The 13452-nt window shown below is 39.2% G+C and carries 6 protein-coding genes; 5 read left to right on the top strand and 1 reads right to left on the bottom strand.

All coding sequences use genetic code 11. The annotated features are described in order from the left end of the window. Positions 1-482 precede the first annotated feature (482 nt). Together topA and BCL90_RS07005 are read left to right on the top strand one after the other, a co-directional pair. Positions 483-3047, top strand: a complete 2565-nt coding sequence (topA, locus tag BCL90_RS07010; protein ID WP_121283270.1) for a type I DNA topoisomerase — start codon at positions 483-485, stop codon at positions 3045-3047. Positions 3048-3140: 93 nt separating this feature from the next. Then, positions 3141-3545 (top strand): hypothetical protein, encoded by a 405-nt coding sequence (locus BCL90_RS07005; RefSeq protein WP_121283269.1) that lies wholly within the window; start codon positions 3141-3143, stop codon positions 3543-3545. A 133-nt stretch (positions 3546-3678) separates the two neighbouring features. Here the strand turns inward: BCL90_RS07005 and BCL90_RS07000 are convergent, their stop codons facing one another. Then, a complete protein-coding gene (locus BCL90_RS07000) occupies positions 3679-4101 on the bottom strand; it encodes a nuclear transport factor 2 family protein (RefSeq protein WP_121283268.1) in 423 nt (140 codons plus the stop codon). A 213-nt stretch (positions 4102-4314) separates the two neighbouring features. On the opposite strand from BCL90_RS07000, the gene BCL90_RS06995 reads away from it, so the two are divergent. The 3 genes from BCL90_RS06995 (at position 4315) to pbpC (ending at position 13265) form a co-directional block, all read left to right on the top strand. Further along, entirely contained in the window at positions 4315-9906 is a 5592-nt protein-coding gene (locus tag BCL90_RS06995) for an alpha-2-macroglobulin family protein (protein ID WP_121283267.1), read from the top strand. A 183-nt stretch (positions 9907-10089) separates the two neighbouring features. Beyond that, complete coding sequence (locus BCL90_RS06990) at positions 10090-10533, top strand: transposase (RefSeq protein WP_208529857.1); 444 nt, start codon at positions 10090-10092, stop codon at positions 10531-10533. A 350-nt stretch (positions 10534-10883) separates the two neighbouring features. Beyond that, positions 10884-13265: a penicillin-binding protein 1C gene (pbpC, locus tag BCL90_RS06985; RefSeq protein WP_121283266.1), complete on the top strand. Its 2382-nt coding sequence runs from the start codon at positions 10884-10886 to the stop codon at positions 13263-13265. The last annotated feature ends 187 nt before the right edge of the window (positions 13266-13452 follow it).

Below are 13452 nucleotides of genomic sequence, written 5' to 3'. Positions count from 1 at the left end.
GTGATATCCATAATTAAAACACCTAAGGTATTGCCATTGAGGCAGCTATTTATCATAAATCATTATTTCTTTTGATCAGGAAATGAGCGCGCAGTAGTTCTTCGCAGTTGTAGCCCTGCTATCGCTTATAGTCCTCGCTGCGCTGTGGGCTATTCCGCTCTATCCGGTTTAATTAACAAAGTCTGTTCTTATCGCTTCATACTGGCAAAACGCTATTAAAACCTGAATAGCAGCACCAGCCAAGCCAACTAAATCCGACCGAAGTGAGATGCCGATTTTTCATCGACAGAAACGGGGCGGGCCCAACCTTAACCTAACAGCATTGTTATTGCTTTTCAAAAACAAAAAAGATTAAAACCAGATTAAAATCGACCTATAAACCAACATATTTATCACTTAATTGATAAAAAAAATATATTAAATTCTTCTCAGGTTTGGATTTATGCTTTAATTATAGCTTTATTTGCACAAAAACGTATTTCATGGCCAAAAATTTATTAATCGTCGAGTCACCCGCAAAAGCTAAAACTATAGAAGGCTATTTAGGCAAAGATTTCCTTGTGAAATCTAGTTATGGCCACATCCGTGATTTAGTTAAGGGCGATATGGCGATTGATATTAAGAACAATTTTGCCCAAACCTACGAGGTACCCGCCGACAAGAAAAACGTTGTCGCCGAATTAAAAAAACTAGCTAAAGAGGCCGAAATGGTATGGCTAGCATCCGATGAGGACCGCGAGGGAGAAGCCATCTCCTGGCACTTATTCGAAACTTTAGGCCTGAAAGTAGAGAAAACAAAACGTATTGTATTTCATGAAATTACCGAACCTGCAATTCTAAAAGCAATCGATAGTCCCCGTGGGATTGATTATAATCTGGTAAATGCCCAACAGGCACGCCGTGTATTAGACCGTTTGGTAGGTTTTGAACTTTCTCCTGTATTATGGAAAAAAGTAAAGCCATCACTTTCTGCTGGACGTGTACAATCTGTTGCCGTACGTTTAATTGTTGACAGAGAAAGAGAAGTTTTGAACTTTAATGCAGCTGCTGCATATAAAATTACCGCTCAGTTTTCTACCGGCAAAGGAAAAGAAATGGTGAAGGCAGAATTGCCACAACGTTTTGAAAGCGAAGCAGATGCCGAAAAATACCTACAGGATTGTGTAAATGCTAAATTCGATATCACGAGTTTAGAAACCCGTCCGGCAAAACGCAATCCGGCCGCTCCTTTTACCACTTCTACCCTGCAACAGGAAGCTTCCAGAAAATTAGGTTTTTCGGTTGCGAGAACTATGCAGGTGGCGCAAAGACTGTACGAAGCGGGTAAGATTACCTACATGAGAACAGACTCTGTAAATTTATCAGAAACCGCTTTAAATGCTGCTGCTGCCGAGATTAAATCTGCTTATGGAGATAAATACCACCAACATCGCGTTTATAAAACCAAATCGGCTGGTGCGCAAGAAGCTCACGAAGCCATCCGCCCGACATATTTCGACAGACATACTGTAGATGGAGATATTTCAGAAAAACGTTTATATGATTTAATCTGGAAACGCTCCATTGCTTCGCAAATGAGTGAAGCTTTGTTTGAAAAGACAACCGCGCAGATTACCGCTTCGACCAGAAAAGAACATTTGGTTGCAGAAGGTGAGGTATTAAAGTTCGATGGTTTCTTAAAAGTTTACCTGGAATCTACTGACGATGAAGAAAACGAAGAAAAAGAAGGTGGTTCAATTTTACCTCCTTTAAGTAAGGGGCAGGAATTATTTTTAAAAGAAATGCAGGCAACGGAACGTTACTCACGTCCGCCGGCAAGATATACAGAGGCCAGTTTGGTTAAAAAACTAGAAGAACTGGGCATTGGCCGTCCGTCTACTTATGCACCAACCATTTCTACGGTACAAAACCGTGGTTATGTGGTAAAAGAAGACAGAGATGGTAAACAACGTAAATTTACATCTATCGTTTTAGCAGACGGACAGGTAAAAAAAGAAATCAAATCGGAAATTACCGGTGCCGAGAAATCAAAACTCTTCCCAACTGATATTGGTGAAGTGGTAAACGATTTCTTAGTGGAACATTTCAAAGGCATTGTTGATTTTAACTTTACAGCCAAAGTAGAAAAGGAATTTGACGAAATTGCGCAAGGTTTACAGGAGTGGACTAAAATGCTGCACTCGTTCTATAATCCATTTCATAGTGAAGTAGAAACCACTTTAGAAACTGCCGAACGCGCTACAGGTGAACGTTTATTAGGCTTAGATCCTGCCACAGGCAAAAATGTATACACTAAAGTAGGTAAATTTGGACCATTGGTGCAGATCGGCGAGCTTGATGAGGAAGAAAAACCACGTTATGCCAGTTTAATGCGTAATCAATCGGTAGCCACCATTACTTTGGATGATGCATTGGAACTGTTTAAACTTCCTTTTCAATTACCTGATTTTGAAGGTAAAGAGGTAATGATCGGGGTTGGCCGTTTTGGCTCTTATGTAAAGTGGGGCGAAAGTTTTATTTCACTTCCTAAAAATGAGGAGCCTTTATCGGTAACTTATGATAGAGCAGTAGAAATTATCAAACAGAAAATGGATGATGATGCACCTATTGCCCACTATGAAGGTTTAGGCGTTACAAAAGGTAAAGGCCGTTTTGGTCCGTTTATTAAATGGAATGATCTCTTCATCAATATTCCGGCAAAAGGATACGATTTCGACAATTTAACACAAGAAGATATCAATACCTTAATCGGCAAAAAAGTAGAAAAAGAAGCCAACAGATACATTAAAACCTGGGATGCTGAAAAAATCTCTATTGAAAATGGCCGTTGGGGACCATTCATCCGTTTTGGCAAATTGATGCTGAAATTGAGATACAATGAGGCTACCAAACAAAAATACACTCCAGAAGAACTGGTTGATATTGATTTGGAAACCGTTAAGAAAATGATTGTGGAGCAGGTACCTAATGCTTTTGAAACGAAGAAAAAAGCGCCGGCAAAGAAAAAAGCAGCGCCGGCAAAAAAGGCAGTAGCGAAGAAAAAATAGGCCAGGATTAAATGATTTTAGGATGGTAGGATTCTATCATCCTAAAATAAATTATACAATTAACCGATTAAGCAGTTTAAACAGTTAACCCAGTTGAAAGCAGATTTACCAGAAAATACAGTTGAAGATATCGCAATGGCCGTTGTATTAATGGGCGAAACACCTGAAGTAAAAAGCTGGACGGTTTATCTCGTCAATTTAAAAAACGAACCCATAACAAATGTTTTAATCAGCTCCAAGGGTTATGGTGAAAAAGACGGGAAACAGGTAAAAACATCTGTGTTAAGGCACTTTGTTGGTGATATGGAAGCAAATTCTTTTGCTGGCGTAGAAGCCATTGATCCCGAAGTTTTTGGCTTAACGAACGAATATTGGCTAAGCTACTACATAGATAGCACCATCTACGACAAAAAATTTATTTTCCTTCCCGAAAGCATCATCGATTCTAATCTGATTAAAATCCCATTGGTGAATAGACCGGGAGTGATGATAAAGTAGTCATGAGTCTTAAGTCCTCAGTCCAGAGTCTTTGACTACCGATTTATGACTCAAGACCAGGTACTCAACTAAGGCACCTTAACCGCTTTATAAATTTACAATTTCGGAATCGGATTCCGAAATTGTAAAAAACTCACAAAACCTTAACCGCCTGTCTTCCAAGCAACTTCCAGCCTAATTTTTCTTTACTCCAGATTAAAAGAATATATAATTTTACATTTCCCGGGACATTTTTATCATTCGTTTTAGCATTTAAGGTATGCCTAACCAAGGCTGTTTTATTCTGAATAATAACCGATTGATCAGTTAAGTTGATATCTACGAAATCAGATTCGCCAGAAAGTAAAGAATGTAAAAACTCCTGTTTATTCTGTATTTTTCCACCCGAATGCCCATAGCTTAAATTATTAAGCACCATTTTATCCAAAGCCACGCTATCTGGGCTAACCATCAGTTTGGTCAATTGCGTCACTGCATTTTCTACTTCAGCTTTCTGTGCAAAACAAAAATGTGTAGAAATTAATAAACACAAAAAAATTAAGAGTTTCTTGATCATATCTGGTTGTATTTGATTTATCTTGTAAACTTATCCAAATCCATGCAAATGAACAAACCATTCGCTTTAATTTTCAACATTATTTCTTTTAACGTCGATTTTAGTTAATTTTTAGAAAGAACAGCGGAATTTCGGCATATCCAAATAAATTACGGCATAACAATTGCGGCAACCGCAGCATTATATTCCCATTTATCTTAACGAATTTCATTTATGGAACAACCATCTACCTATCAATCGTCCTCAAAAAAGAAATTTATTTTTATTGGCCTGCTTGCTGTTTCGATAGTGGCAATCGTATTTATCTATTTCAATAGAAAAAAGAAAAACCACGAGGAAAACCAGGCTTATGCGAAATATATCGAAGCCTATACTTCAGGTACCATTTCGAAAAAGAGTTTTATTCGCGTCCACCTGGCTAATGCCGCAACGGGCATGCAGGATTTAGGCAAAGCAGATAGCCGCGAACTTTTCGACTTCTCTCCTTCTATCTCTGGAAAAACCTATTGGATAGATCCTCAAACGGTTGAATTCAGACCTGATGAAAACCTCAAACCAGGCAAAAACTACGAGGCTACCTTTAAGCTTTCGGAAGTTTCTGCTACAGAAAAAGGGCTTGAAGATTTCGATTTTGAATTTAAAGTAATTACCCCGGGGATCATGCTTTCTCAAAACGGATTGGTTTCGCAGAACAACACTTCTCTCGATTACATGAAACTTACAGGTGAAGTGGCTACTGCCGATGTGGAAGAAACCAGTAAAATAGAAAAAACCGTTTCATTGGATTTTGACCAAAAGTTAAAAATCAAGTGGCAGCATGATCCGGCCAAAAACACCTCGAAATTCACCATTGATAGCATTAAAAAGACTGGTAACGACCAAAATCTAAAATTAGAGTGGGATGGTGATGCCATTGATGCTGATCAGAAAGGAGAACTGGAAGTTCGTGTTCCGTCCATAAATAAATTTGAAATCCTTGATATGAAAGCCATTCAGGGGGAAGAAGATTATGCATTAGTACAGTTTTCTGAGCCGATTGGCGTAGGTCAGGATTTAACCGGTATGATCACCCTTGGTAACCTAAGCGATGTTAGGTATACCATTGATGCCAGTCAGGTTAAAGTTTACGCTCCTGAAGAATTAAAAGGCAATTATGCCTTAAGTGTAAATGCAGGGGTCGAAAATATCAATGGCAAAACGCTAACCACCGGTAAAGTAGCTAATCTTGTTTTTGAAGATAAACTTCCATCGGTTACCATTGCAGGTGCAGGTACCATTTTACCGAACTCCGGAAAATTGGTTTTACCATTCGAAGCAATTAATTTAAAAGCGGTTGATGTAACAGTAATCAAAATTTACGAAAATAATATTCCACAGTTCTTCCAGACCAATAGCTATAAGGATGGCAATGAACTGCGCAGGGTAGCGAAACCTATTTTACAGAAAACCGTTCGATTAGATGAAGACAAAGCGCTTAACCTTCATAAAAAGAATCGCTTTACACTCGATCTGGATAAAATGATCCGTACGGAGCCTGGTGCGATGTATCGTGTTACCATTGCTTTCAGACAGGAATATAACGCTTACAATTGCAAAGCCGGAGTAGAAAAAGGCGATGGTGGCGATGAGGAAAGCGAATATGGGGATTATGATGGTTATGGTGAAAAGATTGATGAGGACGATGATTTTTGGAAGCGTTATAATAATTATTATCCTTCTAATTACAAATGGAACGATAAAGACAATCCATGTACACCATCTTTTTATACCAACCAGCGCTGGGCCAGCAGGAATTTAATTGCTTCGAATATAGGCTTAGTGGCCAAACGCGGTAACGATAACAGCATGCTAATTGTCGCTACCGATTTATTAACGGCAAAACCATTGAGTGGTATAAACCTCGAATTAATGGATTACCAGAAACAGATCATTTTTACGACTAAAACTGATGGTGATGGTTTTGCAAGTTTTGACTTAAAACGCCAGCCATTTTTATTGATCGCTAAAAATGGTTCAGAACGTGGCTACCTGAAATTAGACGATGGCAGCTCGCTTCCTTTAAGCAGGTTCGATGTGGGAGGCGATGTAGTTCAAAGTGGTTTAAAAGGTTTTATTTATGGAGAACGCGGCGTTTGGAGACCTGGCGACAGTTTATTTGTTTCTTTCGTTCTGGAAGATAAACTAAAAAAACTTCCGGCCAATTATCCGGTAACCATGGAATTCTATAATCCTAAAGGCCAGCTTTACAAAAGATTGATTAATGGCAAGCCTTTAAATGGGTTCTACACCTTTAAAACCGCTACAGAAAGTACGGCACCTACTGGTAACTGGATGGCCAAAGTGAAAGCAGGCGGTGCTACTTTTACCAAAACCTTAAAAATTGAAACCGTAATGCCAAACCGTTTGAAAATTGATTTCAACGTTGGTAACAGAACATATTTAAGCGCAGGAACCTCAGCTGCTACCCTGTCAGCCAAATGGCTATTCGGTGCCGTTGCGCAAAACTTAAAAGCTAAGGTTGATGTAAACTTAAATACTACCGAAACCAAGTTTAAAGGCTTTGAGGGTTTTAGTTTTGATAATCCTACGGTTAACTTTGAATCGCAGGTTAAAACCATTTTCGAAGGTACTTTAAACCAAAACGGTACCGCTCAGATTAACACCAATCTAAATGAGAACAATACAGCTCCTGGTGTATTAAGAGCAAACTTTACAACAAAAGTTTTCGAACCGGGAGGCAATTTCAGCATCGATAATTTCAGCATTCCTTACCATGTGTACAATAGCTATTTAGGCATCCGTGCTGAGAAGGGCGATCGTTTAAGTGGCATGTTGGTTACCGGAAAAGAGCATAAAATTGAAATCGTTAATGTAAATACCGATGGAAAATTATTGAGCGGCACCAAAACCGTTACAGTAGAGTTATATAAAACACAATGGCGCTGGTGGTGGGAACAGGATGATCAATACACTTACGCCAATTTCACCCAAAACCAGTACAATAAACTGGTAGAAAGTCATCAGGTTAACCTGTTCAACGGAAAAGGAAGCTGGAATTTACGTATTGATGAACCAGAATGGGGCCGTTATTTAATTTTAGTACGCGATGTAAATGGTGGGCATGTTACAGGAAAATCTGTTTATGTAGATTGGCCAGGCTGGGCACAACGCGAACAAGGCAGCAACCCAACAGAGGCTTCTATGTTATCTTTCACGGCCAATAAAGAAAAATTCACCGTTGGAGAAGATATTACCTTAACCATCCCAACGGGCAAAAATGGAAGAGCACTAATCTCAATTGAAAATGGAAGCCGGGTATTAAAAACCTTCTGGGTAGATACCAAAGCCGGACAAACGCAATTTAAATTTAAGGCAGAAAAAGAGATGGCGCCAAATGTTTTTGCCAATATCACTTTATTACAACCGCATGCACAAACGGTTAACGATTTGCCAATTAGAATGTATGGTGCTATTCCACTTTCTATAGAAGATCCGCAAACCATTTTAAAACCGACCATTAAAATGGCCGATAAAATTAAACCGGAAACCGAAAACACCATTACTGTCGGCGAGCAAAACGGTAAAGCAATGACCTATACCATTGCCCTGGTTGATGAAGGTTTATTGGATTTAACCCGATTTAAAACACCAGATCCGCATGGTGCATTTTATGCCCGCGAAGGTTTGGGCGTTAAAACATGGGATTTATTCGACTATGTACTTGGCGCATGGGGTGGAAATTTAGAACGTATTTTAAGCATTGGCGGTGATGGTAGCATCAATAAAAACCTTAATCCGGCTAAAGCCAATCGTTTTAAAGCAGTGGTTAAATTTATGGGGCCATTTACCATTGGCAAAGGCGAAAGTAAAACACATAAATTTAAATTGCCACAATATATCGGTGCGGTAAGGGCAATGGTAGTTGCCGGACAGGATGCAGCTTACGGCTTTGCAGAAAAATCGGTTCAGGTTAAAAAGCCGCTAATGGTTCTGGCTACCCTACCGAGGGTAATCGGCCCGGGAGAGAGTTTTACGCTCCCTGTAACCGTTTTCGCTACAGAGAATAACCTTAAAAAGGTATCCGTACAGCTTCAGGCCAGTAATTTAATTGTTCAAGGCAGTAACAAACAACAGCTTTACTACAAACAAACGGGTGAGCAGATGACTTCTTTCGAGGTAAAAGCGCCGAATAATGTAGGTATTGCCAAGGTAAAAGTAATCGCGCAGAGTGGTTCCGAAAAAACGGTTTACGATGTGGAAATGGACATCCGAAATCCAAACCCTTATGTAACCAATGTGGTTTCTGCAACCGTTCAGCCGCATACCAAATGGGCTGTAAACTATTTACCGATCGGAATGACGGGTACTAATTCTGGTTCACTGGAGGTATCTTCTATCCCGGCGATTAACCTTGGTAAAAGATTGAGTTACCTCATTCAATATCCCCATGGCTGTGTTGAGCAAACGACTTCGGGCATATTTCCACAACTATTTTTAGATCGGTTGAGCCCATTGAATGAACAACAGAAAGCCAGAACAGAGAAAAATATTAAAGCTGGCATAAACAGACTAAAAGGTTTCCAAACTACTGATGGTGGTTTATCTTACTGGCCTGGAGAAGGCACATCCGACGAATGGGGAAGTAATTATGCCGGCCATTTCTTAGTTGAGGCACAAAATGCTGGTTATACCCTACCTGTTGGCCTTCTGGATGAGCTATTGCGCTTTCAAAAATCAAAAGCCACAAACTGGGCACCAAACAGCAATAATTTCTATGGTGGCGATTTATCACAAGCCTACCGTTTATACATGCTGGCACTGGCTAAAAAACCTGAAATGGCTGCCATGAACCGTTTAAAAGCTTTCCAATATTTATCTGTGGCAGCGAAATGGCGTTTGGCAGCGGCTTATAAACTGGCCGGGCAAAATGAGGTGGCACAAAACATGATCAGAGGTTTGGATACATCCATCCAGGCTTACAAACAATTAGGTGGAACTTATGGATCTGATGTACGCGATGAAGCGATGATTTTAGAAACGTTAACCCTACTGGGTCAGAAAGCAAAAGCAGCCAGTTTATTACAGCCTTTAGCAGCCAAGCTTGGCGAAAATACCTGGTACAGTACACAAACAACCGCTTATAGTTTGTTGGCTATTGCTAAATTCTGTGGATCTAACCAATCGGCAAATAAACTGCAATTTCAATATGTATTGGATGGAAAATCAGCTCCTGTAAATTCTACTCAATATATTAATAGTATACCTGTAACCTTTAAGGGAAATACCGCTTCGGTTACTAATAATGGAAATAATGTACTTTTTGTTCGTTTGGTTTTAGAAGGACAGCCTGTTGCTGGTCAGAACAACTTCTTACCTAACCGTCCTGAAGTTTTGGATATGAATGTGATTTACAAACGTTTAAACGGAAAAGTTTTAGATCCTACTACTTTAAAACAAGGAACAGATTTCTATGCAGAAGTAACTGTAAAAAATCCAGGGCGAATGGGTTACTACGAACAAATGGCACTAACCCAAATTTTTCCTTCCGGGTGGGAAATTATCAATACACGCGTGAACGATAATCAAAGTATTTTAGCCTCATCTCCTTTTACCTATCAGGACATTAGGGATGACCGCGTTTTCACTTACTTTAATGTAAGAGAAGGCGAAAGCCTGGTGTATAAGGTATTGCTGAACGCATCTTATTTAGGCAAATATTATTTATCGGCTGTTCAATGTGAGGCGATGTATAACAATGATATCTCGGCCACAGAAGCAGGTAAGTGGGTGCAGGTGGTGAAGTAGATATCTTCAAACCTCGCAGGTTTTTAAAACCTGCGAGGTTTAATTTTTGTAGATACAAACCTTGGTTATAAAAAAGAAAAGAACCTTAATTCTTAAGCCTCGGTTCGTGTCTCCACGAACCAAAATTTAATAAAACCACAGCTACTCCCTGCTTGCATCTCCATAAACTGAAATCTAATAAAAATGGATAAATTATTTGAAGCCAGCAGAAAGAATTACATTGAAATCGGAAAAATTTATTTTTGGACAGCTACCATTAACAAATGGCAGAAATTATTGGAAAAAGATGAGTTTAAGCATATTATTTTAAGTTCATTCGAGCATTTGAGTAAATTAAGCAAACTTGATATTTTTGCCTTTGTTATCATGCCCAATCATATACATACTATTTGGCGAACAAATGAACTTAACGGTAAAGAAACAGTCCAAGGTTCATTTTTAAAATATACGGCACACGAGTTCAAAAAATTATTAAGTCCAAATGAGCTTATTCATTTTTATAAAAATTCCATTAATAAAAATTATGAATTTTGGCAGAGAGATTCACTAGCAATACATTTATATACTCCAGAAGTTGCTTATCAAAAGTTAGATTACCTACACAACAATCCGTGTACGGAACACTAGCAATTAGCAACGGATCCTGAAGATTATTTATATTCGTCTGCCTCTTTTTATGAAAAGAATGAGACTGATTATTCGTTTTTAAAGGATTTAAGATTAGAATTTTAAAAATTGGTAATAAAAATGGTTCGTGGAGACACGAACCATGGCGATAGAGACACGACCATGGCGATAGAATTTTAAACAATAGTAAAAATGGTTCGTGGAGACACAAACCATGGCATATAAAAACAAAAGAACTTTACTTCTCAAGCCTCGGTTCGTGTCCCCACGAACCGAAATTAGATAAATTAACAAATAAATTTCAAACCTATCAGGTTTAAAAACCTGATAGGTTTCAATTGCAAATCTACATGAACAAAATCCCAAAAGCATTTCTCATTTCCGATCTCATCTGCTTTGCATTGCTTTTGGCTTTCCTTTTTTCATTACCCTCAAAACTTTTCAAAACGCCTACTTCTTATGTAATTGAGGCCAGCAATGGCAATTTACTGAGTGCTGCAATTGCCAGCGATGGACAGTGGCGCTTCCCGGTAGCCGATAGTGTTCCTGTAAAATTTAAGGATTGTATTATTGCTTTTGAAGATAAACGATTCTATAACCACTTTGGCGTAGATATATTGGCCATGAGCAGGGCTATGCGACAAAACTGGCAGGCAAAAAGTGTAGTAAGTGGCGGCAGTACATTAACCATGCAGGTAATCCGTTTATCACGAAAACAAGACCGAACGGTTTGGCAAAAACTATTGGAAGTAATTTTAGCATTACGCTTAGAAATAAAATACTCAAAGGAAGAAATTATTGGCCTATATGCTGCTAACGCGCCTTTTGGAAGTAATGTTGTGGGTTTAGAAGCTGCAAGTTGGCGCTATTATGGTCGCGATGCCAAAACGCTCTCATGGGGTGAGATGGCTACTTTAGCCGTTCTTCCCAACAGCCCGTCGTTGGTTCATCCCGGTAAAAACTCGAGCAGGCTGATCAAAAAAAGAAACGATTTATTAGATAAGTTAGGCAAGTTAAAATACATAGATCAGGCAACGGCTAATTTAGCTAAGTTAGAGCCTGTTCCAGGCAAACCCATGCCCCTACCACAAAATGCGCCCCATTTATTAAACCGTTTTAAAGCGGAAAGAGCAAGTCTAAAAATCAATTCTACGAGGATTACGTCCACATTGGATGAAAACATCCAGTTGAAAGTAAACTCGATATTAAAACGCTATAACAACCGCTACAGAGCCAATGACATTAATAATATTTCGGCTTTAGTGCTTGATGCCAAAACTGGTCATGTGGTGAGTTATGTAGGTAATATTTACCAGCCGGAAAATGCTGATCTACAAAGTCACGTAGATATGATTAAAGCCCCACGAAGTCCTGGTAGTACCTTAAAACCTTTGCTTTATGCCAGCATGATGAATGATGGATTCATATTGCCGCACACCTTAATTCCAGATATCCCGACTCAAATAGCAGGTTATTCGCCTCAAAATTATGATCTGGGTTATGACGGCGCCATTGCTGCAGATAAGGCGCTGAGCCGCTCTCTGAACATCCCGGCAGTGAAAATGTTGCAGCAATATAAATACGAACGTTTTTATGATAAATTAAAAAAATTGGGAATAGGCACACTGAACCAGCCAGCAGATCATTATGGCCTGTCATTAATTTTAGGTGGCAGTGAAGTTACGATGTGGGATTTGGCCAATACTTACATGGGTATGGTGCGTACGCTTAATCATTTCAATACCTACAAAGGCCTTTACAATCCTGAAGACTATAAACAGGCAACTTACTTTAATAATATAACTAAAGAAGAAAAAGACTATCAGCGCAACTCATTTTTAGATCATGGTGCAATATGGGCAACCTTTAATGCCATGGAAGAAGTGATGCGCCCGGGAGATGAAGGTTTATGGGAACAATTTTCCTCGTCGCAAAGAATAGCCTGGAAAACTGGTACCAGTTTTGGTTTTCGCGATGCCTGGGCCGTTGGCTTAACTCCAAATTATGTAGTGTGTGTTTGGGTGGGTAATGCAGATGGCGAAGGCAGACCAGGTTTGGTAGGAATAGAAGCAGCCGCACCAGTACTCTTTGATATTTTTAGGTTATTACCTAATGGAAAATGGTTTGAAACGCCCAAAACCAAGCTTAAAAAGCTTAAAATTTGCAAAAAAAGCGGTTACAAGGCAGCAGAATATTGCACTGATGTTGTAGAAGAGTTTGTCCCTGTTTCGGGAGAAAAAACTGCCATTTGTCCTTTTCACAAATTGGTCCATTTAGACAGAACAGGTACTTTTAGGGTCACCGACCAATGCGAAAGCATACCCTATATGCGGCACAAAAGCTGGTTTATTTTACCACCGGCCATGGAATATTATTATAAAATAAAAAATAGCGATTACAAATCCCTCCCTCCTTTTAAAGCTGGCTGTGAACTCTCGGGCGGAAATAGTGTAATGGAAATCATTTATCCAAAAAACAACGCGATAGTGTACATTCCCTTAGAACAGGATGGATCAAGAGGCAAAATTGTGCTTAATGCAGCACACAGAAATCCAGGTGCTAAAATATATTGGCACATTGATAATGAATACGTAAGCACCACCACTAATTTTCATCAATTGGCCATTAGTCCGCCACCAGGTAAACATACCTTAACATTAGTTGATGAAAATGGAGAACGCCTGGTACAGATTTTTACGGTTTTGGATAAGGAAAAGAAAGGTGGAAGTTAAAAGGTGAGGATTGAAGATGTAGGTAGTGATTTATATTTTTCTTTCCTCTACGGCCTTGAGTTTTATAAACCTGATATAGTGAAAATCCTTTTTAATTTGCAACGACCATAAATACACTGTCATGCTGAGGCACGAAGCATCTGTAACCGATACGCTTCCTCCGTATTCAATGCACTGACAGCACCTG

This window comes from Pedobacter alluvionis (genome assembly GCF_003664035.1).
GTDB lineage: Bacteria > Bacteroidota > Bacteroidia > Sphingobacteriales > Sphingobacteriaceae > Pedobacter > Pedobacter alluvionis.
This window is presented reverse-complemented; position numbering and strand designations above follow the sequence as displayed.

Coding starts and splice junctions, on each gene's coding strand:
- topA (WP_121283270.1), top strand. CDS start 483: ATGGCCAAAAATTTATTAATCGTCGAGTCACCCGCAAAAGCTAAAACT.
- BCL90_RS07000 (WP_121283268.1), bottom strand. CDS start 4,101: ATGATCAAGAAACTCTTAATTTTTTTGTGTTTATTAATTTCTACACAT.
- BCL90_RS06995 (WP_121283267.1), top strand. CDS start 4,315: ATGGAACAACCATCTACCTATCAATCGTCCTCAAAAAAGAAATTTATT.
- BCL90_RS06990 (WP_208529857.1), top strand. CDS start 10,090: ATGGATAAATTATTTGAAGCCAGCAGAAAGAATTACATTGAAATCGGA.
- pbpC (WP_121283266.1), top strand. CDS start 10,884: ATGAACAAAATCCCAAAAGCATTTCTCATTTCCGATCTCATCTGCTTT.